This is a genomic window from Stenotrophomonas riyadhensis (genome assembly GCF_040256885.1).
GTDB lineage: Bacteria > Pseudomonadota > Gammaproteobacteria > Xanthomonadales > Xanthomonadaceae > Stenotrophomonas > Stenotrophomonas riyadhensis.
This window is the reverse complement of the sequence record NZ_CP155568.1, coordinates 1,855,522-1,880,765: the sequence shown is the minus strand read 5'-3', so window position 1 is coordinate 1,880,765 and position 25,244 is coordinate 1,855,522. Positions and strand designations below refer to the sequence as shown.

The 25,244-nt window shown below is 66.0% G+C and carries 19 protein-coding genes; 8 read left to right on the top strand and 11 right to left on the bottom strand.

Features of this window, described 5'->3' with window-relative positions; all coding sequences use genetic code 11:
* Positions 1-38 precede the first annotated feature (38 nt).
* Both SriyCCGPB3_RS08950 and SriyCCGPB3_RS08945 read left to right on the top strand, forming a co-directional pair.
* Positions 39-2,411, top strand: coding sequence for a 3-hydroxyacyl-CoA dehydrogenase/enoyl-CoA hydratase family protein (locus SriyCCGPB3_RS08950; RefSeq protein WP_350260141.1), 2,373 nt, complete (start codon positions 39-41; stop codon positions 2,409-2,411).
* A 99-nt stretch (positions 2,412-2,510) separates the two neighbouring features.
* Positions 2,511-3,719 carry an acetyl-CoA C-acyltransferase gene (locus tag SriyCCGPB3_RS08945; protein WP_005409292.1) on the top strand — a complete coding sequence of 403 codons (1,209 nt, stop codon included), beginning with the start codon at positions 2,511-2,513 and terminating at the stop codon, positions 3,717-3,719.
* A gap of 478 nt (positions 3,720-4,197) precedes the next feature.
* Here SriyCCGPB3_RS08945 and galU read toward each other — a convergent pair whose 3' ends face one another.
* The 8 genes from galU to cmk form a co-directional block, all read right to left on the bottom strand.
* On the bottom strand, positions 4,198-5,076 hold the full coding sequence (gene galU / locus SriyCCGPB3_RS08940) for a UTP--glucose-1-phosphate uridylyltransferase GalU (protein WP_110712026.1): 879 nt from the start codon (positions 5,074-5,076) through the stop codon (positions 4,198-4,200).
* Positions 5,073-6,986, bottom strand: coding sequence for a polysaccharide biosynthesis protein (locus SriyCCGPB3_RS08935; protein ID WP_110712025.1), 1,914 nt, complete (start codon positions 6,984-6,986; stop codon positions 5,073-5,075). Before SriyCCGPB3_RS08935 ends, galU begins: the two co-directional genes overlap by 4 nt.
* A 3-nt stretch (positions 6,987-6,989) precedes the next feature.
* The gene (locus SriyCCGPB3_RS08930) at positions 6,990-7,979 is read right to left on the bottom strand and encodes an MraY family glycosyltransferase (RefSeq protein ID WP_180855392.1); all 990 of its coding nucleotides are present in this window, start codon (positions 7,977-7,979) and stop codon (positions 6,990-6,992) included.
* A gap of 3 nt (positions 7,980-7,982) precedes the next feature.
* The gene (lapB, locus tag SriyCCGPB3_RS08925; protein ID WP_110712023.1) at positions 7,983-9,161 is read right to left on the bottom strand and encodes a lipopolysaccharide assembly protein LapB; all 1,179 of its coding nucleotides are present in this window, start codon (positions 9,159-9,161) and stop codon (positions 7,983-7,985) included.
* Between the two features lie 6 nt (positions 9,162-9,167).
* A complete protein-coding gene (locus SriyCCGPB3_RS08920) occupies positions 9,168-9,452 on the bottom strand; it encodes a lipopolysaccharide assembly protein LapA domain-containing protein (RefSeq protein WP_049447858.1) in 285 nt (94 codons plus the stop codon).
* A gap of 75 nt (positions 9,453-9,527) precedes the next feature.
* Positions 9,528-9,833 carry an integration host factor subunit beta gene (locus tag SriyCCGPB3_RS08915; RefSeq protein ID WP_005409286.1) on the bottom strand — a complete coding sequence of 102 codons (306 nt, stop codon included), beginning with the start codon at positions 9,831-9,833 and terminating at the stop codon, positions 9,528-9,530.
* An 87-nt stretch (positions 9,834-9,920) separates the two neighbouring features.
* Positions 9,921-11,606 carry a 30S ribosomal protein S1 gene (gene rpsA / locus SriyCCGPB3_RS08910; protein WP_049447857.1) on the bottom strand — a complete coding sequence of 562 codons (1,686 nt, stop codon included), beginning with the start codon at positions 11,604-11,606 and terminating at the stop codon, positions 9,921-9,923.
* A 198-nt stretch (positions 11,607-11,804) separates the two neighbouring features.
* Positions 11,805-12,482, bottom strand: coding sequence for a (d)CMP kinase (gene cmk / locus SriyCCGPB3_RS08905; RefSeq protein ID WP_350260140.1), 678 nt, complete (start codon positions 12,480-12,482; stop codon positions 11,805-11,807).
* A gap of 197 nt (positions 12,483-12,679) precedes the next feature.
* On the opposite strand from cmk, the gene ykgO reads away from it, so the two are divergent.
* From ykgO to SriyCCGPB3_RS08875, 6 genes are all read left to right on the top strand, one after another.
* On the top strand, positions 12,680-12,805 hold the full coding sequence (gene ykgO / locus SriyCCGPB3_RS08900) for a type B 50S ribosomal protein L36 (RefSeq protein WP_005409283.1): 126 nt from the start codon (positions 12,680-12,682) through the stop codon (positions 12,803-12,805).
* Positions 12,806-12,981: 176 nt separating this feature from the next.
* The gene (locus SriyCCGPB3_RS08895; protein ID WP_227837998.1) at positions 12,982-13,281 is read left to right on the top strand and encodes a hypothetical protein; all 300 of its coding nucleotides are present in this window, start codon (positions 12,982-12,984) and stop codon (positions 13,279-13,281) included.
* Positions 13,282-13,320: 39 nt separating this feature from the next.
* Positions 13,321-14,358 carry an agmatine deiminase family protein gene (locus tag SriyCCGPB3_RS08890; RefSeq protein ID WP_005413039.1) on the top strand — a complete coding sequence of 346 codons (1,038 nt, stop codon included), beginning with the start codon at positions 13,321-13,323 and terminating at the stop codon, positions 14,356-14,358.
* 162 nt (positions 14,359-14,520) lie between these two features.
* Complete coding sequence (locus tag SriyCCGPB3_RS08885; RefSeq protein WP_049397762.1) at positions 14,521-15,408, top strand: carbon-nitrogen hydrolase; 888 nt, start codon at positions 14,521-14,523, stop codon at positions 15,406-15,408.
* A 14-nt stretch (positions 15,409-15,422) separates the two neighbouring features.
* Entirely contained in the window at positions 15,423-15,953 is a 531-nt protein-coding gene (locus SriyCCGPB3_RS08880) for a GNAT family N-acetyltransferase (RefSeq protein ID WP_110712021.1), read from the top strand.
* A gap of 4 nt (positions 15,954-15,957) precedes the next feature.
* Positions 15,958-17,178 carry a TraB/GumN family protein gene (locus tag SriyCCGPB3_RS08875; RefSeq protein WP_153855015.1) on the top strand — a complete coding sequence of 407 codons (1,221 nt, stop codon included), beginning with the start codon at positions 15,958-15,960 and terminating at the stop codon, positions 17,176-17,178.
* Positions 17,179-17,407: 229 nt separating this feature from the next.
* On the opposite strand, the gene SriyCCGPB3_RS08870 is transcribed toward SriyCCGPB3_RS08875, so the two are convergent.
* The 3 genes from SriyCCGPB3_RS08870 to SriyCCGPB3_RS08860 are packed head-to-tail and all read right to left on the bottom strand — an operon-like array spanning position 17,408 to position 25,154.
* A complete protein-coding gene (locus tag SriyCCGPB3_RS08870) occupies positions 17,408-20,488 on the bottom strand; it encodes an efflux RND transporter permease subunit (RefSeq protein ID WP_153855016.1) in 3,081 nt (1,026 codons plus the stop codon).
* The gene (locus SriyCCGPB3_RS08865; protein ID WP_433963288.1) at positions 20,485-24,006 is read right to left on the bottom strand and encodes an efflux RND transporter permease subunit; all 3,522 of its coding nucleotides are present in this window, start codon (positions 24,004-24,006) and stop codon (positions 20,485-20,487) included. The genes SriyCCGPB3_RS08870 and SriyCCGPB3_RS08865 overlap by 4 nt, the downstream gene beginning before the upstream one ends.
* Positions 24,003-25,154 (bottom strand): efflux RND transporter periplasmic adaptor subunit, encoded by a 1,152-nt coding sequence (locus tag SriyCCGPB3_RS08860; protein ID WP_021204157.1) that lies wholly within the window; start codon positions 25,152-25,154, stop codon positions 24,003-24,005. The genes SriyCCGPB3_RS08865 and SriyCCGPB3_RS08860 overlap by 4 nt, the downstream gene beginning before the upstream one ends.
* Positions 25,155-25,244: the final 90 nt, after the last annotated feature.

The following is a 25,244-nucleotide window of genomic DNA, read 5'->3' as shown; positions in this document are numbered from 1 at the left end:
TCCACCCAGTAACTGCTGACCAACAAAGGCCCTACACCATGTCCAATTCCCTGCTAGTCCGCCGCGCCGCCGTGCTGGGTGCCGGCGTCATGGGTGCCCAGATCGCCGCCCACCTCACCAACGCTGGCGTCGACACCGTGCTGTTCGACCTGCCCGCCAAGGAAGGTCCCGCCGACTGCATCGTGCTGAAGGCGATCGCCAACCTGGGCAAGCTGAGCCCGGCGCCGCTGGCCAGCAAGTCGCTGGCCGAAGCCATCACCCCGGCCAACTACGAGTCCGGCCTGGAGCAGCTGAAGGACTGCGACCTGATCATCGAGGCCATCGCCGAGCGCATGGACTGGAAGCAGGACCTGTACAAGAAGATCGCGCCGTTCGTGGCCGACCACGCGGTGCTGGCCTCCAATACCTCGGGCCTGGGCATCAACAAGCTGGCCGACGTGCTGCCCGAGCAGCTGCGCCACCGCTTCTGCGGCGTGCACTTCTTCAATCCGCCGCGCTACATGCACCTGGCCGAGCTGATCCCGGCCACAACCACCGACGCCGCCGTGCTGGAAGGCCTGGAAGAATTCCTGGTCACCACCCTGGGCAAGGGCGTGGTGTACGCCAAGGACACCCCGAACTTCATCGGCAACCGCATCGGCGTGTTCTCGATCCTGTCCACCATTTACCACACCCAGCAGTTCGGCCTGGGCTTCGATGAAGTGGACGGCCTGACCGGCCCGCTGGTCGGCCGCCCGAAGTCGGCCACCTACCGCACCTCCGACGTGGTCGGCCTGGACACCATGGCGCACGTCATCAAGACCATGGGCGATACCCTGCCGAACGACCCGTGGCATGAATTCTTCAAGTCGCCGAAGTGGCTGGACGCGCTGATCGCCAAGGGCGCGCTGGGCCAGAAGACCGGCGCCGGCATCTTCCGCAAGGTCGGCAAGGACATCGTGGTGCTGGACCTGGAGAAGCAGGACTACCGTCCGGCCGACCGCGCTGCCGCACCGGAAGTGGTCGAGATCCTGAAGATCAGGAACCCGGCCGAGAAGTTCGCCAAGCTGCGCGAGAGCCAGCACCCGCAGGCGCAGTTCCTGTGGGCGACCTTCCGCGACCTGTTCCACTACAGCGCCTACCACCTGGCCGACATCGCCGAGACCGCGCGCGACGTCGACCTGGCCATCCGCTGGGGCTACGGCTGGTCGCTGGGCCCGTTCGAAACCTGGCAGGCCGCCGGCTGGAAGCAGGTCGCGCAGTGGATCGCCGATGACATCGTCGCCGGCAAGAGCATGAGCAACGCCCCGCTGCCGGACTGGGTGTTCGATGGCCGCGATGGCGTGCATGCCGCCGAAGGCAGCTACAGCCCGTCGCGCAACGCCAAGCTGCCGCGCTCGTCGCTGCCGGTGTACCAGCGCCAGCGTTTCCCGGATCCGCTGCTGGGCGAGACGTTCGCGCCGGGCGAGACCGTGTTCGAGAACGACGGCCTGCGCATGTGGCACGACGGTGATGGCATCGCCGTGGTCAGCTTCAAGACCAAGATGAACACCGTGTCCGACCAGGTGCTGGACGGCCTGCAGGAATGTGTCAGCCGCGCCGAGAAGGACTTCCAGGGCCTGGTGATCTGGCAGCAGAAGGAACCCTTCTCCGCCGGTGCCGACCTGGCCGGCGCGCTGGGCCTGCTGCAGGCCGGCAAGGTCGACCAGTTCGAGGAAATGGTCGCCAACTTCCAGCGCACCAGCCAGCGCATCAAGTACTCGCTGGTGCCGGTGGTGGCTGCCGTGCGCGGCCTGGCCCTGGGTGGCGGCTGCGAATTCCAGATGCACAGCGCCAAGACCGTGGCCTTCCTGGAAAGCTACATCGGCCTGGTCGAGGCCGGCGTCGGCCTGCTGCCGGCAGGCGGCGGCCTGAAGGAACTGGCCGTGCGCGCCTCGCAGGCCGCGGGCCCGGGCGGTGACGTGTTCGCCGAACTGAAGAAGACCTTCGAGACCGTGGCGATGGCCAAGGTCTCCAACTCGGCGGTCAACGCCAAGGAACTGGGCCTGCTGCGCAGCACCGACAAGGTGGTGTTCAACAGCTACGAGGCCCTGCACATCGCCAAGGCCGAAGCGCGCGCCCTGGCCGAAGCGGGCTACCGTCCGCCGCTGCCGGCACGCCGCATCCAGGTCGCCGGCGACGTGGGTATTGCCACCTTCAAGATGATGCTGGTCAACATGCTGGAAGGCCGTTTCATCAGCCCGTACGACTACGAGATCGCCGAGCGCATCGCCACCGTGCTGTGCGGCGGCAAGGTCGACCGCGGCACCCTGGTGGACGAAGAGTGGCTGCTGACCCTGGAGCGCAAGCACTTCGTCGAACTGGCCCAGCAGGAAAAGACCCAGGCCCGCATCGCGCACATGCTGAAGACCGGCAAGCCGCTGCGTAACTGATTGATGGCGGGTGCCGGCCCCTGGCCGGCATCCCTCTGCCTCTGGTAGGTGCCCACCTTGGTGGGCACACCGGCAAAACCAATTCGAGAGATCACTGCAATGACCAAGCAAATCCAGGACGCCTACATCGTCGCCGCCACCCGTACCCCGGTCGGCAAGGCGCCCAAGGGCATGTTCCGCAACACCCGCCCCGACGACATGCTTGCGCACGTGCTGCGCAGCGTCGTCGCCCAGGCCCCGGGCGTGGACGTCAACCGCATCGATGACGCGATCATCGGCTGCGCCATGCCGGAAGCCGAGCAGGGCATGAACGTGGCGCGCATCGGCGTGCTGCTGGCCGGCCTGCCCAACACCATCGCCGCACAGACCGTGAACCGCTTCTGCTCCTCCGGCCTGCAGGCCGTGGCGCAGGCCGCCGACGCGATCCGCCTGGGCAACGCCGACCTGATGCTGGCTGGCGGCACCGAGTCGATGTCGATGGTGCCGATGATGGGCAACAAGATCGCGATGGCGCCGAGCGTGTTCGACAACGACCACGTCGCCATCGCCTACGGCATGGGCATCACCGCCGAGAAGGTGGCCGAAGAGTGGAAGGTCTCGCGCGAAGACCAGGATGCCTTCGCCCTCGCCTCGCACCAGAAGGCCATGGCCGCGATCCAGAACGGCGAGTTCAAGGACGAGATCAGCCCGTACGAGATCGTCTCGCACCTGCCGGACCTAGCCGATGGCCAGCGCATCATCACCCGCAACAAGATCGCCGACACCGACGAAGGCCCGCGCCCGGATTCCTCGGCTGAAGGCCTGGCCAAGCTGCGCCCGGTGTTCCGCAACGGCCAGTTCGGCGGCACCGTCACCGCTGGCAACTCGTCGCAGATGAGCGACGGCGCCGGTGCCGTGCTGCTGGCCTCGGAACAGGCGATCAAGGACTACGGCCTGACCCCGCTGGCCCGTTTCGTCAGCTTCTCGGTGGCCGGCGTGCGCCCGGAAGTGATGGGCATCGGCCCGATCGCTGCGATTCCGAAGGCGCTGAAGCAGGCGGGCCTGACCCAGGACCAGCTGGACTGGATTGAACTGAACGAAGCGTTTGCCGCGCAGTCGCTGGCGGTGATCCGCGATTGCGGCCTGGACCCGAGCAAGGTCAACCCGCTGGGTGGCGCGATTGCCCTGGGCCACCCGCTGGGTGCGACCGGCGCGATCCGTACCGCGACCCTGCTGCACGGCCTGCGTCGTCGCCAGCAGAAGTACGGCATGGTGACGATGTGCATCGGCACCGGCATGGGCGCGGCGGGTATTTTCGAGGCGCTGTAAGGTTCAAAGCGTTGCCGGCTGATTGCTGGTTGGCTGTGGGGCCCGGGCGGGTGAGACTGCCCGGGACACGCCGTAAACCCGTCCCTGGGGGCTTGGCAGCGGCATCCATGCCGCTGACAGTCCCGGTCAGCCTCACCCACCCGCGCCAGCCAACATTCCACGCGGCGGAGGGATGAGCAAAGGCAGGGGCAAAGGCTGGGGTCAGAGCCCTTTGCGGCGCAAAGGGATCTGACCCCAACAAGCAAAAAAGGCAGCCATCGGCTGCCTTTTTTGCTTGTGCTTCTGCCTTTGATTCCGCCCTTCCCGTCCGCGCCGCACGGAAACTGTCGAGAGGGGGCGGATGGCCCTCTCCAAAACCGTTGGCGCCATGGATGGCGCCATCGAGCACCATGGAAGGGCTTTGGCGTGTTTTGGAGAGGGCCATCCGCCCCCTCCCCCACGTATCAATCAAGGCGCAGCACGGAGCGATTGATAAACCTTATTCCGCCAACATCGCCGTCAGTTTCTCCCGCGCCGGGCCGGCCAGCTTCGGGTTGTCCAGCGCGAAGCGGATCGTCGCCTCCACCAGCCCCAGATGCGTACCGCAGTCGAAGCGGGTGCCCTCGAAGCGGTAGGCATCGACCTCTTCGGTCTTCAGCAGCTGCGCGATCGCATCGGTCAGCTGGATCTCGCCACCGGCACCACTGCCAGTCTGCTCCAGCAGCTCGAAAATCTTCGGGCTCAGCACATAACGGCCAACCACCGCCAGGTCGCTCGGCGCGTCCTCCGGCTTGGGCTTCTCCACGATCTGCGAAATGCGGCCCTTGCGGCCGTCGAACGCATCAGTGGCAACGATGCCGTAGCTGGCAGTCTTGTCGTGCGGCACGTCTTCAACGGCGATCACGCTGGCACCACTGGCCTCGTTGAGGTCAGCCATCTGCTTCAGCGCACCGGCACCACGGTTCCAGATCAGGTCATCCGGCAACAGCACCGCGAACGGCTCGTCACCGATCACGGCCTTGGCACACAGCACTGCATGGCCCAGGCCCAGCGCTTCGGCCTGGGTTACGAAAACCGCGCGCACGCCGTTGGGCAGCACGTGGCGGATCAGCTCCAGCTGCTCCTGCTTGCCGGCACGCTCGAGCTTCTGCTCCAGCTCGTAGGCTTTGTCGAAATAGTCAGCGACCGCATGCTTGTAGCGGTTGGTGATGAACACCAGCGTGTCGCAGCCCGCTTCGATCGCTTCATCCACGGCGTACTGGATCAGCGGTCGATCAATGATCGGCAGCATCTCCTTCGGAACCGTCTTGGTTGCTGGCAAAAACCGCGTCCCCAGTCCTGCGACGGGGAAAACCGCCTTGCGAATTCGCTTGCTCATTGGTGCCTGCTGGCCTCACGTGCCGGAAAAGGCACGACTTTAGCGGATGAAATGTAAGCATCCTGTTCGATCGGAGAGAACTCCGGCATCGTCGCGAACAGGATTTCCTGGATGGTGGTCACGTCGTAACCGGCGACGGCATCGCGCAGGCGCGGGACATTGCCCAGCACCAGGTCGCGCGCGAACGTGCGCACCCCGGCCTCGAGAATCTTCGGGTGTGCCGTCGAACGATAGTCCTCGTCCGAATAGAACAGCGTCTCGTGCAGCTTCTCGCCCGGACGCAGGCCGGTATAGATGATCGGGATGTCCTTGTACGGCTGCTTGCCGGCCAGGCGGATCATCTGCTCGGCCAGCACCCGGATCGGTACCGGCTCGCCCATGTCGAGGGTATAGATGGCGCCGTGCGACGCGGACGCGGCAGCCTGCAGGATCAACTGGCAGGCCTCCGGAATGGTCATGAAGTAACGGCTGACTTCCGGATCGGTCACGGTCACCGGCCCGCCGCGCAGGATCTGTTCGCGGAACAGCGGCACCACGCTGCCGGCCGAGGCCAGCACGTTGCCGAAGCGCACGGTGACGAAACGGGTGTGCGTGGATTTCTGGTCCAGGCTCTGGCAGATCATCTCCGCGTAGCGTTTGCTCGCACCCAGTGCATTGACCGGATCGACCGCCTTGTCGGTGGAGATGAACACGAAGTGCTCAACGCGGGCCTCAAGGCAGGCACGGGCCACGTTCTCGGTGGCCAGGATGTTGTTGCGCACCGCTTCGCGCAGCTGGCGTTCCAGCACCGGGACGTGCTTGTAGGCAGCCGCATGGAAGGCGGTGTCGACCGGATGCAGCGACAGGGCGTGGCGGATCACCGCCGGGTCACCGCAGTCACCCAGCACCGCTTCGATCTCGACATCGGGGAAGCTGCGCCGCAGCTCGCCTTCGATGGTCAGCAGCAGCAGTTCGCTGATCTCCAGCAGGATGATGCGGCCGGCACCGTGCCGCGCGCACTGGCGGCAGAGCTCGGAGCCGATCGAACCGCCGGCACCGGTGACCATCACGGTACGCCCGCCCAGCCAGCCACGGATCAGGTTCCAGTCCGGCATGATCGGCTTGCGGCCAAGCAGATCCTCGATCGCCACTTCCTTCAGCTGCCCCGGCAGCGACTGGCCCTGCAGGATGTCGCTGAGCTTGGGCACGGTGCGGAACGGCACGCCCGTACTCTCGCAGATGGCAACGATCCGCTGCATGCCGGCGGCGTCCAGCGAAGGAATGGCGATCACCAGCAGCTTGGCTGCGGTCTCGCGCACCACCGTCGGCGCATCGTCCAGGGTGCCGAGGATCGGCAGTCCCTGCAGCTTGGCTCCGCGCAGGTGCGGTGCGTCATCCAGCAGGCCGACCGGTTCGAAGTTGCCGGAGCGGCGCAGGTCACGGACCAGGGTTTCGGCCGCCTGGCCGGCCCCCAGGATCAGCACCCTCCGTGCGGACGAATCCGATTGCAGCGACTGGTAATCCTTCCAGGCCCGGTAGAGCAGCCGCGGCGCGCCCAGCAGCGCCGACAGCGCAAACGGGTAGATCACCAGCACCGACATCGGCACGCCATCGAAGCGCTTCCACATCAGCACCAGCACGATGGCGACCATGCCGATGAAGCTGGCCTTGAAGATGTTCAGCAGGTCGCTGACGCTGGCAAACCGCCACAGGCCGCGATAGAGGCCGACACGCCAGAACACCAGCCCCTGCAGCAGCAGCACCAGGGTGGTATCGACATTCCAGAGGGGAAGCTCGGGCGCATTGGGGAGGATCGAGTACCGCCCCGCGTGGAGCAGCTGCCAGCATGCCCAGACCATGAACAGGTCGTGGCAGACGATCGCCGAACGCGGCATCACGCCGAGAATTCTGTCCCGCCAGGGTGAAGCCATAAGTCAGGTAGTTCCTTGTCGGTGACGCAATCCATTGCGCAGGAAGAGCCAGAGGGCGCTCAGCGCACTGAACCACGCGATCGCCACGACAGCCTCCCACCTCGGCTGCAAATTGGAGCAGACATTAAGCACTGTAATACTGAACAGGCCCAAAGCAAAGTACATCCCTGTGACCTGGGCATGACTGGCTCCTGCCTGCACCGCCCGCTGGTAGACATGCTGGGTATGGGGTTCCATCCAGCGTTGTCCGGAAATGATGCGCGCCAGCAACGTGAAGCCCGCGTCCACGAGGAATGCCGAGGCCGGCACCAGCAGCAGGATCCAGTGGATGTCGGTCTGCACGCTGGCCAGTGCGAGTACTGCCGCCACCGCGTAGCCCAACGCGCCACTTCCGACATCGCCCATGAAGATCCGCGCCCGCGGGAAGTTGAACGGCAGGAAGCCCAGGCAGGCCAGCCCCAGGGCCACAGCCGCGAGCGAATACGGCCAGGGCAGCACCGGCGCCAGGCCCAGCGCCACCACGATGGCCTGGCTGGCGGCGATGCCGTTGATCCCATCCATGAAGTTCCAGATGTTGATCAGCGAAGCGGTGAACAGCAGCACCAGAGCGGCCAGCAGCCAGCTGCCGCCATGCAGCTTGACCAATGCGGCCAGCAGGGCGGCAGCGATGAAGTGCACCAGCAGGCGGCGCATGGCCGGCAGCGGCCTGTGGTCGTCCCACCAGCCGATGCCCGCCACCAGCACCAGCCCCAGACTGGCAACCAGCAGGCTCGGCGCCGATTCGGGCCAGATCCACATTGCCACGCCTGCAGTGACCAGGAGACTGATGACAATGGCGATGCCGCCGCCGCGCGGGGTCGCCACGCTATGGCTGCGACGTTCGCCCGGCTGGTCCATCAGCTGCTGGCGCAGCGCATAGCCGCGCGCGGCCCACGTCAGCGCCGCACTCAGCAGGGCCAGCCCCAGCAGCGCGCCCATCACGAGCCACGGCATGGATCAGAGCACCGCGTAGTTCAGCAGCGGCTTGACCGTGCCCCACTCCTTGCAGCTCGGGCACTGCCAGTGATGGGTGCGCGCACCGAAACCACAGCGGGTGCAGCGGTAAGCGGGATTGCGCACCAGCAGCTGGTCGGTGATGTGCTTGAGGTCGTGCAGGGTGGCAGTGGAATCGGCGCCCTCGGCCAGCGTCAGGTCGATCAGCGCGGACTCGCCACGCACCGACGGACGATCCTTGAGCTGGCGACCGAGGTAGGCACGGGCCGGGGCCACGCCCTCCTGCTCTTCCATCAGGCGGGTCAAGGCCAGCACCGGCGCAATGCCACGGTAGTGCTCGGTCATCTCCGACAGGAATGCCCGCGCGCCCCCCAGATCACCCACCTTGCGATAGTTCTGCATCAACGCCGGCAGCAGCTCCGGCAGGTACTCGGGGTCGTTGCGCGCGGCGCGCTCGAACGCACGCACCGCGGCTTCGGCGTTGCCCGCATCCGTCTCCAGGCGCCCTTCGATGATGCCCGCGCGTACCGACATGGCGTCGGCCTGGTAGGCACGGGCGATCGCCGCCCTCGCCTCTTCCAGCTTGCCGGCACCGCGGAAACGCTCGGCCAGCTCGCATTCGAACTGCCCGATCAGCTTGCCCATCGGCTCGCCGGTCACCTCTTCGAAACGGGTGGCGTTGTCAATTGCCTTTTCCCAGTCACGCTCGGCCTGGTAGATGCCGATCAGATGCTTCAGCGCCTGCGGGGCACGCTGGTCCAGCTGCGCCAGCTCGGTGAACACGGTCTCGGCACGGTCCAGCAGGCCGGACTTCATGTAGTCCTCGCCCAGCGCCAGCAGGGCCTGCACGCGCTGCGCATCGCTCAGGTCATGGCGGTTGACCAGGCCCTGATGCAGGCGGATGGCGCGATCCACTTCACCACGACGGCGGAACAGGTGGCCCAGCGCGACCTGGGTTTCGAAGGTTTCCTTGTCCAGCTCGGCGATGTGCAGGAACAGCTCGATGGCCTTGTCCGGCTGCTCGTTGAGCAGGTAGTTCAGACCGCGGAAGTAGGTGCTGGACAGGCGGCTGACCTGGTTGTCACCGTGACGTTGACCGCCGCGTCGCCCGATCACCCACCCGGCCAGTGCGGCCAACGGAACGAACAGGAAGAACCAGAACCACTCGGTGACGAAATCCATCTTCGATCAACGTCCATCAAAAGATTGGGGGGAAACACCTGCGGCCGGCGTGGCCGCCACGGACTTGTTGGCGCGGCGCAACTGGCTGTAAAGCGGAATGACCACGCTCACCAGCACCAGGCCAGCACCGACCACGACACCGATCAGCAGCGCAGCAATCAGCGCCACACCGACGGACGTGTTCAATTGGGTAAACAGCAGGTTGATCGACATCGCGGTCATGTTGACCGCACCAATGATCAGCCCAAGGATCAGGACCGCCAGCAGGACCAGCAGACGAAAAACCTTCATGCGACAGCTCCAGTGGCAGGAGTCCGTAGCTTATCCGACTCGCGGCTGGATTCGCACGCGGTGGCGCGACGGGGCTCAGGCCGGATCAGCATCCAGCGGCAGCACACTGCTGACCCGCTCGCGCAGTTCCTTGCCCGGCTTGAAATGGGGGACATGCTTGCCCGGCAGGGCAACCGATTCGCCGGTCTTGGGGTTGCGACCCAGGCGCGGCGGACGATAGTGCAGCGAGAAGCTGCCAAAACCACGGATTTCGATGCGATCCCCGGCGGACAGCGAGCCGCCCATCATTTCCAGCAACGACTTCACCGCCAGATCGACATCATCGGCCTTCAGGTGCGCCTGGCGGCGCGCAAGGATTTCGATCAGTTCGGATTTGGTCATTACCGGCTCACATCAGGGGCATCTCAGCCTGAAACGGCCCGGGCAATGCCCGGGCCGTCCAGGAAACAACGAACAGCGTAAGGCCGATTACTCGGACTTGTTGCCGTTCAGCTGTGCACGCAGCAGCGCGCCCAGCTGGGTGGTGCCGCTGGAAGCCGAAGAGGACTGGTATTCCTCCAGCACTTCGCGCATTTCCGCGTCGTCCTTGGCCTTGATCGACAGCTGCAGGGTGCGGCCCTTGCGGTCCATGCCCACGAACTTGGCTTCGACCTTGTCGCCGACCTTCAGGTGCTGGGTAGCGTCGTCAACGCGCTCGTTGGCGATGTCGCGAGCCGACACGTAGCCTTCGATGCCGTCGGCCAGTTCGATCACGGCGCCCTTGGCGTCGACTTCCTTCACCACGCCTTCGACCTTGGAGCCCTTCGGATTGGCAGCCATGTACTGGCCGAACGGATCCTGCTCCAGCTGCTTCACGCCCAGGGAGATGCGCTCGCGCTCCGGGTCGACGGCCAGGACGACGGCGTCCAGGGTATCGCCCTTCTTGAAGTTGCGAACGACGTCTTCGCCGGTGGTGGCCCAGCTGATGTCGGACAGGTGAACCAGGCCGTCGATGCCGCCGTCCAGGCCGATGAAGATGCCGAAGTCGGTGATCGACTTGATCTGGCCCGACACCTTGTCACCCTTCTTGTGGGTGGCAGCGAAGGTTTCCCACGGATTGGCGGCAACCTGCTTCATGCCCAGCGAGATGCGGCGACGCTCTTCATCGACGTCCAGCACCATCACTTCGACTTCATCACCAACCTGCACAACCTTGGACGGGTTGACGTTCTTGTTGGTCCAATCCATCTCGGAGACGTGCACCAGGCCTTCGACGCCCGGCTCGATCTCAACGAACGCACCGTAATCGGTGACGTTGGAGACCTTGCCGAAGACGCGGCTGTTGGCCGGGTAACGACGGCCGATGTTGTCCCACGGATCCTCGCCCAGCTGCTTCAGGCCCAGCGAAACGCGGTTGCGCTCGCGGTCGAACTTCAGCACGCGGACGTCCAGCTCGTCGCCGACGTTCACGACTTCCGACGGGTGACGCACGCGCTTCCACGCCATGTCGGTGATGTGCAGCAGGCCGTCGATACCGCCCAGGTCCACGAACGCGCCGTAATCGGTCAGGTTCTTGACGACACCCTTCAGGATCGCGCCTTCCTGCAGCTTGTCCATCAGCTGCTCGCGCTCTTCCGAGTGCTCGCTTTCGACGACAGCGCGGCGCGAGACCACGACGTTGTTACGCTTGCGGTCCAGCTTGATGAGCTTGAACTCGAGTTCCTTGCCTTCCAGGTAGGCCGGATCGCGCACCGGGCGCACATCGACCAGGGAACCCGGCAGGAAGGCGCGGACATCCTTGATGTCCACGGTGAAACCACCCTTGACCTTGCCGCTGATGCGGCCGGTGATGGTTTCGTTCTTTTCCAACGCTTCTTCCAGCTCGTCCCACACCATCGCGCGCTTGGCCTTCTCGCGCGACAGGACGGTTTCGCCGAAGCCGTTCTCGATCGAGTCGAGGGCGACCTTGACGATGTCGCCTTCGGCGACGTCGATTTCGCCAGCGTCGTTACGGAACTGTTCGATCGGCACGATGCCTTCGGACTTCAGGCCAGCGTTGATCACCACGACGTCGCCGCGGACTTCAACAACGGTACCGCTGACGATGGCGCCCGGCTTCAGCTTGGCCAGGTTGGCCTGGCTGGCTTCAAACAGTTCGGCAAATGATTCGGTCATTAGATTTACTCTGTTGGACACATGGGTCGGTGGCGTCCCCTTCAGGGGAATGGCGACCGCCCGCCTGTTGGTCGACCCCGGAAATGCAGGTCGTGTGTAGTAGGAAAACCGCCACGCATCATTGCGCGACGGAGCTGGTACAGCACTGCTATGCGCGACCACCGCCGATGCTGCTGGCAGTGCTCCCGCGCGAACGGATCAGGCAGCCGGAACCGGAAGCAGATCCATCACTCTGGCAACGACATCTGCGATGCCGATGCCTGTGGTGTCGATGAGGACAGCATCGTCTGCCGGCTTCAGTGGCGCCACGGTACGCTGAGCATCACGGGCGTCGCGGGCCATGATCTCGCGCAGGAGGTCATCAAAGCTAACAGAAACCCCCTTGTCTTTCAACTGCTTATGCCGGCGCTCGGCGCGCTCCTCGGCACTGGCGGTCAGGAAGACCTTGTAGGGGGCGTCCGGGAAGATCACCGTGCCCATGTCGCGGCCGTCGGCGACCAGGCCGGGCAGCTCCCTGAATGCGCGCTGGCGTTCCTTCAGGGCAGCCCGGACCTCCGGGATGGCGGCAATGGCCGAGGCCAGCGCGCCGGTGGTCTCCAGGCGCAGCTCGTCGGTGGCGTCGGTGCCGTTGACCATGACCCGCATGGCCTCGCCCTGCTCGACAAACTGAACGTGGGTATCGAAGGTGCAGCGGACCAGCGCCGAGGCATCCGAGGTATCGATGTCGGCCCAGCTGGCGGCCACGCCCACCGCCCGGTACAGCGCGCCCGAATCCAGGTAATGCCAGCCCATCCGGCGCGCGACGATGCGGCTGATGGTACCCTTGCCGGCCCCGGATGGGCCGTCGATGGTCAGGACGGGAGCGAGTGGATTCATGGGGGTCCCAGAGCGTGTGAAGGGGTCATTCTAGCCCCTGCCAGACGCCCCCAGCGGGATCTTTTGTGCAACCACTTGAAACCACGAGGAAAAGCCCGGTAGAATGGCGGGCTTGAACGAGCGTCAACTGCCGATTGTCTTTCGCATATCGCGGCCACGCTCCACCCGAACAACTACTGTTTACGCCGAGGTATGCCATGAAAGTCCTGTCCTCCCTGAAGTCGGCGAAGGCCCGTCACCGCGACTGCAAGGTCGTCCGTCGTCGCGGCAAGATCTTCGTCATCTGCAAGTCGAACCCGCGTTTCAAGGCGCGTCAGCGCTAAGCCCAACAGCCCTCGCGGCTGCGGCTGGCCCTACGCGGGGCCGACCCGATGCAAGAAACCGCCTTCGGGCGGTTTTTTGTTTATGCGGCTTTTTCCTGCCGTTTTTGCTGTAATCGCCTTTCTTGACCACTGGGGAGTAGATCGAGATGAAGCGTTACCTGTCCGCCCTGGCCGTGATGGCCACCCTGGCCGCCGCCACGCCGGCGTTGGCCGATACCCTGCTTGTCGACCGTGCCCGCGAGAAGCCGGCCGGTGCCCTGCCCGTGCGCGGCCAGAGCATGCAGCAGGTGCAGGCGCAGTTCGGCGCGCCGAGCGAACAGCTGCAGCCGCGTGGCGGGCAGAAGCGGCAATGGCCGACCATCAACCGCTGGGTGTACCCGCAGTTCACCGTCTACTTCGAGAAGCAGAAGGTGATTGACGTGGTGGCCAACCAGGCGGACCCGAACGAAATCGGCCCGAAACCGCCGATCCGTTGATCCCTTTACCCGCCGTGGGCGGGCCTGTGTAGCGAGACCATGAACCAGACCCTTCGTTTTCCTGCCGAGTGGGAAGCCCAGAGCGGCGTCCTGATTGCCTGGCCCACCGCCGACACCGACTGGGCCGACCGCCTGGGCCAGGTGGAAGAGACCTACATCGCCCTGGTCGCGGCCATCACCCGCTTCCAGCCGGTGCTGATCTGCGTGGCCGACGACGATGTGGAGACCTATGCCGAGATGCGGCTGCGCTCCAACCGCATCGACATGGACAAGGTCCACTTCACCACGGCGGCCTACGACGATACCTGGCTGCGCGACTCCGGCCCGATCACCCTGCGCCGCGCCGACGGCGGTTTCCAGCTGCTGGATTTCCGCTTCACCGGCTGGGGCGGCAAGTTCGATGCCACCCTGGATGACCAGCTGGTGGGCGTGCTCGACCAGGCCGGCGTGTTCAACGACGCGCCGGTGCGCAGCATCCCGTTCGCGCTGGAAGGCGGCGGCATCGAAACCGACGGCGAAGGCACCCTGCTGACCACCTGGAAGTGCCTGCACGAGCGCCACCCGGACCGTGACCGCGCCAGCCTGAGCGCCGACCTGGCCGACTGGCTGCAGCAGGACCGCGTGCTGTGGCTGGACCACGGCTACCTGGAGGGCGACGACACCGACGCGCACATCGACACCCTCGCCCGCTTCGCCTCGGCCGACAGCATCGTCTACCAGGCCTGTGACGACGAGAGCGACTCGCACTACGCCGAACTGCAGGCGATGGGCAACGAGCTGGCCGCACTGCGCACCAAGGATGGGCAGCCGTACCGTCTGTTCCCGCTGCCGTGGGCACAGCCGGTGATCGACGAAGGCCGCCGCCTCGCTGCGTCGTACGCCAACTACCTGATCGTCAATGGTGCGGTGTTGATGCCGGCCTATGGCGACCCGGCCGACGACCTGGCCCGCGATGTGCTGGCCCAGGCGCACCCGGGCCGCGAGATCGTGCAGGTGCCCTGCCGCTCGCTGATCTGGCAGAACGGCAGCCTGCACTGCATCACCATGCAGCTGCCGGAAGGGTTGTTGAAGGCCTGAGGATGGGTAGTGCCGGCCGCTGGCCGGCAACCATGCAATGCCTGATGGATTGACGGGGTTGCCGGCCAGCGGCCGGCACTACCAGCACCCATTCAGCGCGCGACACGCCGTCGCCGTCCATCCGCGCTAACATGCTGGTTTTCCCCCGCAGGAACGCCCCGCATGAACTCGCGCAGCCCCCTTACCGTCGCCCTGATCCAGGAGCGCAACCACGGTGATGCCGCCGCCAACCTGGCGGTGATCGAAGCACGCGTGGCCGAGGCGGCTGCGCAGGGTGCCAAGCTGGTGCTGCTGCAGGAACTGCACAACGGCCCGTACTTCTGTCAGCACGAGTCGGTGGACGAGTTCGACCTGGCCGAGCCGATTCCGGGCCCGAGCACCGAGCGCCTGGGCGCGCTGGCGAAGCAGCATGGCGTGGTGCTGGTCGGCTCGCTGTTCGAGCGCCGCGCCGCGGGCCTGTACCACAACACCGCCGTGGTGTTCGAGAAGGACGGCACGCTGCTCGGCAAGTACCGCAAGATGCATATCCCGGACGACCCGGGCTTCTACGAAAAGTTCTACTTCACCCCGGGCGACATCGGCTTCAAGCCGATCGATACCTCGGTGGGCCGCCTCGGCGTGCTGGTGTGCTGGGACCAGTGGTACCCGGAAGCGGCGCGCCTGATGGCGCTGGCCGGTGCCGAGCTGCTGCTGTACCCGACCGCGATCGGCTGGGACCCGGACGATGTGCAGGACGAGAAGACCCGCCAGCGCGACGCCTGGGTGCTGAGTCACCGCGGCCACGCCGTGGCCAACGGCCTGCCGGTGCTGAGCTGCAACCGCGTCGGCCATGAAGCCTCGCCGCTGGGTGCTTCGGGCATCCAGTTCTGGGGCAACAGCCACGTACTGGGCCCGCAGGGCGAATTCCTGGCCGAAGCCGGCACCGACGCCACCGTGCTGCTGTGCGATGTCGACCTGCAGCGCAGCGAGCACGTGCGCCGTATCTGGCCGTTCCTGCGTGATCGCCGCATCGATGCCTACGGCGACCTGCTCAAGCGCTACATCGACTGATCCGGAGCCCGCGCATGGCCGTCCTCATCCGTGATGCCGGCCCTGCCGACATCGACGCGATCACCGCGATCTACGCGGTGGAAGTGACCGACTTCGTCAACACCTACGAGTACGACATCCCGGACGCGACCGAGATGCTGCGCCGCATGCGCGACATCATCGACCGCGGCTTCCCCTACCTGGTCGCCGAGATCGACGGCCAGGTCGCCGGCTATGCCTATGCCAACACCTACCGCACCCGCGTCGCCTACCAGTGGACCGTGGAGAACTCGGTCTACGTCGATGCCCGCTTCCAGGGCCAGGGCGTCGGCACTGGCCTGCTGCAGGCGTTGATCGATGCCTGCGTGGCGCGCGGCTACCGGCAGATGGTGGCGGTGATCGGTGAACCGACCAACACCGCGTCGATCAAGCTGCACGAACGCTTCGGCTTCGAGCTGGTGGGCGTGTTCCGTGGCCTTGGCCGCAAGCACGGCCGCTGGCTGGATACCGTGCAGATGCAGCGCGCGCTCGGCGATGGCGCCGACACCGCACCTTCCAATGAATGAATCCATGACTGAAACCCTTCCCGAGACCGGCGACGATCTGTTCGCCGGCCAGCCGGTACGCGTCGTTGAACGCGACGGCGTGCGTTATACCCTGCTGGGCACCGCCCACGTCTCCCGCTCCAGCGTCGAGGCGGTGGAAAAAGCCATCGACAGCGGCCGCTTCGATGCCGTTGCCGTTGAACTGGACCCGCAGCGCCTGCAGGCGCTGAGCGACCCGGACACGCTGGCCAAGCTCGACCTGGTCGAGGTGATCCGCAAGGGCCGCGTTGCCCTGTTCGCCGCCAACCTGGCCCTGTCCGCGTACCAGCGCCGCCTGGCCGAACAGCTCGACATCGAGCCGGGCGCGGAACTGAAACGCGCGGTGGAACTGGCACGCGAGCGCCACCTGCCCGTGCACCTGATCGACCGCGAGGTTGGCCTGACCTTCCGCCGTGCCTCGCAGCGGCTGGGCTTCTTCGGCAAGCTGAAGCTGGTCGCCGGTCTCGGGGCTGGCCTGTTCTCGTCCGAGGAAGTCGGCGAGAACGAGATCGAGAAGCTCAAGCAGGGCGACATGCTGGAGTCGAGCTTCGGCGAGTTCGCCAGCGAGAGCCCGGCGCTGTACGAGACCATCATCGGCGAACGTGACCGTTACATGGCCACGCGCCTGCGCGAGGAACACGACGCGCAGCAGCGTGAAGTGCTGGCGGTGGTGGGTGCCGGCCACCTGGCCGGGCTGGCGCGCTACCTGGAAACCGATACCGAAGCACCGGCGCCGCTGCGCGCCGAGCTGGAAGCGGTGCCGAAGAAGCGCAACATTCCGTGGTTCACGCTGGGCATCCTGGCGATCGTGGCGACCGGTATCGGCGTAGGTTTCTACCGCGGTGGTCTGGGCGTGGGCACCGAACTGCTGGCGACCTGGGCGATGTATACCGGTGGCCTCGCCGGCCTGGGCTGCCTGCTGGCCGGCGGCCATCCGCTGAGCATCCTCACCGCGATCGCGGTGGCGCCGTTCAAGCCGTTCCGCCTGAGCATCCCGACCGGCGCATTCTCGGCCCTGGTGGAAGCGCGCCTGCGCAAGCCTGCGTATGAGGACTTCCTGAAGCTGCGCGACGATGCGCAGAGCCTGAAGGGCTGGTATCGCAACCGCGTCACCCGCGTGGTGCTGACCTTCATGCTGACCAACATCGGCAGCATGCTCGGCCTGTGGCTGACCACGTTCAAGGTGTGGGGCAAGGTCGCCGGTTGATTGCAACGCCCCGCCGGGCATGGCCCGGCGCTACCGGCCGCACGGCGTCTGCGCGCGCGACCGGTAGGTGCCAACCTTGGTTGGCACGCTTTACGCCGACCGCAAAGATCGGCCGAGCATGCTCTGCGCAGAACATCAAAAAAAGGGGGGAGGCCGCCCCACTACGACCGGCCTCCCCCACACCACAACACGTTGCCGTGCATTACGGACGGTCGAGCAAGCTCGACCACTACACCGGGGTACCCGGCACGATCTCCAGACCGCGGGCGCGGCGGATCAAGCGTGTCACCGCACTGCGCAGGTCATCCAGCACTGCATAGATCGTCGGCAGGAACAGCAGGCTGACCACGGTCGAGAACGCCAGGCCGCCGGCAATCGCGCGCGCCATCGGCGCGTACTCCGGGCCATTGCCGAACATCTGCGTACTGGTCAGCGAGATCGGCACCATCGCCAGGATCGCCGTGCCCATCGTCATCATGATCGGGCGCAGGCGCTCGCGTGAGCCCTCAACCAAAGCCTGCGTTCGGCCCATGCCGCCGCGCCGCAGGTTGTTGATGTGCTCGATCATCACGATGCCGTTGTTCACCACCACGCCCATCAGCACCAGGATGCCGATGAAGGACATGATCCCGAACGAGGTGCCGGTGATCCAGAACAGCCAGAACACGCCGAAGATCGAGAACAGCACGCCACTCATGATCGCCGCCGGGAACAGCAGCGACTCGAACACCGCCGCCATCACCACGTAGATCATCACCAGCGCGATCAGCAGGTTGAACACCATCTGCTGCATCGCTTCATCGTCGTTGCCGTAGTCGCCGCCATCGAAGGTGAAGCCATAGCCGGCCGGGAAGTTCATCGGCTTGAGCACCGACTCCATCGCCTTGCGGCCATCCGGCGCGGTGACCTTCTCGGCCAGGTTGGCCTTGATGGTCAGCGTGGTCTGGCGGTTGGTGCGTCCGATCTGGGTGGCCGACGAACCGACGTCGACGGTGACCAGGCTCAGCAGTGGCACGCTGCGGCCGTCGCCGGTGCGCACGCTGAAACCGGCCAGGTCTTCCGGGCTGCTCTGCTCGGCGCCGGCGAAGCGCACCCATACCGGTACTTCGTTGTCACCGCGGCGGAACTCGCGCATCGGTGCACCGCGCAGCGCCAGGCCGACGAAGCTGGCCACCTGCTCGGCATTGAAGCCGAACGCTGCGGCGCGCTCACGATCGACACGCACCTTCAGCTCGCCGCCCTTCTCGCCATTGTCGATGCGCACGTCGCGCAGCTCGGCGCGCTGGGCCAACAGCGGTACCACTTCCTGCCCGATCTCCTGCAGCATCGAACTGGAGTCGCCGACCAGCTGCACCTGCACCCCCTGGTTGCCACCGCCACCGCCATCGCCGCCCTGGTTGCCAACGAAATAGTCGGTGCGGGCGGACTTCGGCAGGCCCTTGCGCAGCTCTTCCTGCAGCGCCTTGATGTCCTTGGCGTACTTTTCGTCCAGGGTGACCACGGTGGAGCTGCCTTCCTGCTCGCTGTACCAGGAATAGACCTGCTTCACGTGCAGGCGCTCACGGTTCTGGTCGATCCAGTTCTCCACCCGTGCTACTTCATCGGACATCTGGCGGTAGGTGTAGGCACCCTTCCACATGTAGCCGATGAAGATGTCCTTGCCACCGTCACCACCAAACATGTCGATCTTGGTCAGCTTCATCGGCACCAGGCTGACCAGCACCACCAGCAGGATGCCGAGCAGGCTCCAGCCTCGATGGCGCAGCGACCAGTCCAGCAGCGTCGCGTAGCGGCGCTGCAGGCGCGCGATCATGCCGGTCTGCGAGTGCACCAGCTTCGGCGTGGCCATGCGCGCGGACAGCATCGGGATCAGACTGACCGCAACCAGCCACGAGGCCAGCAACGAGACCGAGATGGTGATCGCGATCTGCGCCATGAAGATGCTGATGTTGTTGGTCTCGCCGAACAGGTTCGGCACGAACACGATGCAGTGGCACAGCGTGCCGGCGCTGAGCGCGATGGCCACGTTGCGGGTGCCGATGATCGAGGCCAGGCGCGGCTGCCCCGGCATGCGCTCGCGTTCCTGGTAGATGCTTTCCACCACCACCACGGCGTTGTCGACCAGCATGCCCACCGCCAGCAGCAGGCCCATCATGGTCAGGATGTTCAGCGTCACCCCGACGAAGTACATGAAGCCCAGGGTGATGGTGAAGCAGATCGGAATGGCCAGGGTCACCATCAGCGTCGACGGCCAATGGCGCAGGAAGAAGAACAGCACCGTGATCGACAGGATCAGGCCGACCGCACCGGCCTCGGCCAGTTCCAGCAGCGAGGAGGTCACCGCCTTGCCCTGGTTGTCGATCACCTTGATCTGCACGTCGCGCATCGACGCTTCGGCACGGATCGATTCAACCTCGGCCAGTGCCGCGCGCGACACCTCCACCAGGTTGGCGCTGCGCTCCTTGAAGATGTCCAGGCCAACCGCCGGGTTGCCATCGAGGCGGCGCCCGTAGTTCATCCGCGCCGGCTTCAGGCGCACGTCGGCGATGTCCCCCAGGCGCAGGCCCTTGGCGTTGATCACCAGGTCACGCATCTCCTGCAGGTCGGTGATCTCGCCCACCGGCTGCACGCGCACGCGCTGGCCGTTGTCGTCGATCTGCCCGGCCGAGATCGAGAAATTCAGCGTACGCAGGCGCTCACTCAGTTCATTGATGCTCAGGCCGTGCGCGTTGAGGCGGTTCGGATCAATGGCGATCTCCACCTCGTTCGGCGGCGCACCGGTGATGTCGACGCGGGCCACGCCGGGGATGCGCTCGATGCGCCGCTTGAACTCGCGGTCGAGCATGTCATAGGCGGTGGTCAGGTCGGTGGTGCTGGCCAGGCGCACCTTCAGCACCGGCTGGTCGCTGCTGGACCACTTGAACACGTTGTAGCGCTGCAGGTCGTCAGGCAGGTCACTGCGGATCGCATCGATGCGCTCGCGGGCATCCGAAGCGGCAATCGCAATGTCACGGTCCCAGTCACTGAACTCGATGTAGACCAGCGCCGCCTCGGAGGTGGCCGACGAGCGCATGCGCTTGATGCCGGTCATCGTCGCCAGCGACTCCTCGACCGGACGGATGATGGTCCGTTCCACTTCCTCCGGGGTGGAGCCGGTGTACGGAATCTGCACGAACAGGAACGGCGCGGAGATGTCCGGCAGCGCTTCCAACGGCAGCCGGAACGAAGCGATCAGGCCGATCACCACCAGCGACACGAAACACATGATGGTGGTGACCGGGCGGCGGATGGAGAACTCGGCCACACTCATGCCGGTTCCTCCACACCCGCCGCGCTGCCCGCTGCACCCGGCTCGATCCCGCCGGCATGCTTGCGGCCACGTTCGCGGTAATACGCATCGCCACGACGGTCCATCAGGTCGTACACCACCGGGATCACCAGCAGGGTCAGAAGGGTCGACACCAGCAGGCCGCCGATCACGGTGATCGCCATTGGCGCGCGCACTTCAGCGCCCTCACCCATCGCCACCGCCAACGGCAGGAAGCCGAACAGCGTGCACAGCGTGGTCATGATGATCGGCCGCAGGCGCGAGCGCGCACCTTCCACCAGCGCCTCGTGCTTGGCCACGCCAGCCTCGCGCAGCTGGTTGACCTTGTCGATCAGGATGATCGCGTTCTTGGTGACCAGGCCGACCAGCAGGATCAGGCCGATGAACACCACCACCGAGATGGGCTTGCCGGTCAGCATCAGCGCCAGGATCGCACCGACCAGCGCCAGCGGGATGGTGAACAGGATCACGAACGGGTGCAGCAGCGATTCGAACTGCGAGGCCATCACCAGGTAGACCAGGAAGATCGCCAGGCCGAAGGCGAAGATCAACGACTTCGCCGCCTGCGCCAGCTCCTCGCCCTGGCCACCGATGTGCAGGCCGACGCCCGCACCCAGCGGCTGCTCGGCGACCATCTGCTGCACCTCGCGCATGGCCGCGCCAAGATCGATGTCGCGCAGGTTGGCCGACACCACCGCCACCCGCGTCTGGTCGGCACGGTGGATCTCACTGGGTCCAGTGGTGGCGACCACTTCGGCTACCGCGTCCAGCGTGACCGGACGGGTGCTGCCCGGATTGACGATCAGCCGGCGGATGCTCTCCACGCTGGCGCGGTCGCCTTCCTGCGCACGCACCAGCACGTCGATCTTGCGGTCACGGAAGCTGTAGCGGGTGGCGACATCGCCGCGCACCTTCTTCACCACCACGTCGGCGATCTGGCGCGTGGTCAGGCCGAGCGCACCGGCGCGTTCCTGATCGAAGCGGATCTGGATTTCCGGGAAGCCCTCTTCCACCGTCGACTTCACATCGGCGTAGTGCGCATTGCCGCGCAGCAGCGCCGCCAGGCGCTGGCCGGCTACTTCGAGCGTCGCCATGTCCTGCCCGCGCAGCTCGATTTCCAGCGGCGTGGAGAAGCTGAACAACGCCGGCCGCGCGAAATCGACCTGCGCACCCGGGTGCTGGCCCATGGTGTCACGCAGGCGCTCGGTGATCTCGGCCTCGGTGCGTGCATTGCCACCGCCTTCCATCACCACGGTCAGCTTGCCGATGTTCTCGCCGCTCTCGGTGGGGCTGGCATCGAGGCGGGTGCCGCTGCCGCTGACACCGTACAGCGAGGCCACGCCTTCGCCCTTGCCGTGTGCCAGCTGCAGCTCGCGCACCAGCGCATCGGTCTGCTTCAGCGGCGTGCCGGCCGGCAGCTTCACCGTCATCTCGAAACGGTCCTGCGCCAGCTGCGGAATCAGGTCGGCACCGAGCATCGGCACCAGCGCCATGGTCGCCACGAAGATGATCGAGGCCACGCCCAGCACCTTGCCCGGGTGTGCCAGTGCGCTCGGCAGCAGGCGCAGGTAGCCACGCTCGGCGCCGGCGTAGGGCTTCATCGCCAGATCGCTGGCCTTGCGCATCACCGGGCCGACCACCGCCACCACGCCACGCCACGCCCGCACGACCAGCCAGGCCAGCGCGTAGAAGCTCCAGCGCGCGGTCGCCACGGCGCCACGACGGCCCAGCGCAACCGGCTTCTGCCAGCGGTTCTGCGGTTGCCACGGTTCGTTCGGCGCTTCTTCCGGGAACGCCAGCGGCGGCCGTCCCTTCAGCGAGCTCAGCATCGGGATCAGGGTCATCGACACCAGCAGCGAGATCGCGATGGCGATCGCCACGGTCAACGCCTGGTCGCGGAACAGCTGGCCAGCGATGCCATCGACGAACACCAGCGGCAGGAACACCGCGATGGTGGTCAGGGTGGAGGCGACCACCGCCATGCTCACTTCGCGGGTACCGGCGATGGCCGCCTGCAGGATGCCCAGGCCACGCTCGCGGGCCTTGGCGATGCTCTCCAGCACCACGATCGAGTCATCCACCACCAGGCCGGTGGCCAGTGCCAGACCGCCCAGCGACATCACGTTCAAGCTCAGGCCGAGCTGGCCCATGAAGAAGAACGTGGCGATGATCGAGACCGGCAGCGACAGGCTGATCACGAACGTGCTCCAGCCATCACGCAGGAACAGGAAGATGATCAGGATCGCCAGCAGGCCGCCGATCACTGCATCCTTCTTGACGTCGGCGATGGCGTGCTCGATGAAGCGCGACTGGTCCTCGATGGTGGTCATCTCGACATCGGACGGGAACGTGCCCTTGATCTGCTCCAGGCGCTTGCGCAGCGCTTCGGCGGTGGACACGGTATTGGCGTCGCCTTCCTTGTAGATCGCCAGTTCGACCGATTCCTTGCCGCCCAGGCGGATCACCGCTTCGCGCTCCTTGTAGCCCTGGCGCACGGTGGCCACGTCCTTCAGGCGCACCGGCACACCGTTGGCGACCACGCTGGAACCACCGCCGGACGATGCGCTCTGCGCCGCCGATGCCGCCGCGATGGCTGCCGCCGAACCGGTCGACGCGGCGATGTTGAACATCTGCTGCAACGCCGAGTCGGCCGCGCTGCCGTTCGACGCCTGGGTGGTGACCAGCAGGTTGCGGATCTCCTCCAGATCGGCGAACTGGTTGACGGTACGCACCAGGAAGCGCTGCGAACCCTCCTCCAGGCGGCCGCCGGAGATGTTGATGTTCTCGTCCTTCAGGCGCTTGATGACGGTGTCGATCGGCAGGTTCAGCTGGGCCAGCTTCTGCTGGTCGATGTCGACCTGGATCTCGTCCTCGAGGCCACCGCCGACCTTGACCGCGGCCACGCCGGTGACCGGCTCCAGCTTCTTCTTCAGGTCTTCATCGGCATAGCGGCGCAGGCCGGTCAGCTCGCGGACCGCATCGGCATCGCTGGTCGGCGCCACCTTGTTCGACAGCACCAGGCGCATGATCGGCTCGGTGGACGGATTGAAGCGCAGCAGCACCGGGGCCTTGGCCTCCAGTGGCAGGTTCAGCGCTTCCATCTTGTCGCGCACCTCCAGGCTGGCCTGGTCCATGTTGGTGCCCCAGGCGAACTCCAGCACCACATCGCTCTGGCCGGTGCGCGAGACCGACTTCAGCTTGCGCAGGTTCTTGACCACGCCGACCGCCTCTTCAACCGGCTGGGTGATCAGGGTTTCGATTTCGGTCGGCGCCGAACCGGTGTACTCGGTGCGCACGGTCAGCGTCGGGTAGCTCAGGTCAGGCAGCAGGTTGACCTTGAGGTTGCCCAGCGCGATCAGGCCGAACAGCAGCAGGGTGACCGTGCACATGGCGATGGTCACGCGGCGGCGGGTGGCGAACTCCACCAGGCCGCCGCGCATGCCGGCGGCGGCGCCGTCGCTCGCCGGCGAGGCACCGTGGTCGTGGCCCGGGGCGGTCATTGCTTGCTCCCGGCCTTGTCTGCCGGCTTGGCGGCCGCTGCGACCGTCTTCGCCTTTGCCTTCGGATCGGCGATCACCTGCACCGCGGTGCCGTCGCGCAGGGCGACCTTGCCGGCGGTGACCACCTGATCACCGGCCGCCAGGCCATCACGGATCTCCACCCACGGGCCCTCGGCGTAACCCAGCTTGACCGGAACGCGTGCGACCTTGCCTTCGCGCACCCGGAACACCGCCGGCTCACCATCGTCGAGCAGCGCCAGGCGCGGCACCACGAGTGCATCGGCGCGCTGGTCGTAGTCGATGCGGATGCGCCCGAACATGCCGGGCTGCAGCGCGTGCGCGGCGCCGTCGAAGGCACTGACCACGCGAAACGTACCGCTGCCCGAATCCACCACCGGCGCGATGCGATCGACGGTGCCGGTGAAGCTCTGCCCCGGCAGCGCATCGGCGGCCAGCGTCACCGGCTGGCCGGCGCGCAGCGTGGCCAGCTCGCGCTCGGGCACGTTGAGGGTGGCTTCCAGCCGCGAGTTGTCGACGATGCGGAAGATCGGCGTGTTGATCTGCACGAAGTTGCCGGTCTTGATCGAACGCGAAGCGATCACGCCGGAGATCGGTGCCACCACCGTGGTGTAGGACAGCTCCAGCGTGGCCAGGCGGTACTGCGCGCGGACGTTCTCCAGGTCGAAGCGCAGCTGGTCGACGTCTGCAGCGCTGACCATCTGCTGGCCGACCAGCTTCTGCGCGCGCTGGTAGTTGTTTTCCAGCTTGCGCATCTGCGCTTCGCTCTGTGCCACTGCCAGCCGCGCACGGTCCGGGTCCAGGCGCACCAGCGGCTGGCCGGCAGTGACCCGCTGGCCTTCTTCGACCAGCACCGCCAGCGCCACGCCGGAGGTCTTGGCGACCACCTGCGATTCGGCGCGCGGCTCCAACGCGGCGGTACCGGTGTAGCTGGCGGCGACCGCGCGATGGCTGGCCACGGCCACTTCGACCGGGACCGCGTCGACCTTCTTCTCCTCCTTGGTCTCGGCGGCCTTGGCTTCGGAATTGGGCCCTGCGGCGCAACCGCCCAGCAGCAGGGAGGTGGAGATCAGCAGTGCGGCAGCGCAGATTCCGCTGCGACGGCCGGACAGGAAGGTTGGGTGCGACATCGTCAGATCCCTGGAGGATGCGTGGACAGGTGTGGTAGCAAAGTAATGCACCACTTCACGGCAACACCATATCCCAAAGGTCATGGTGCC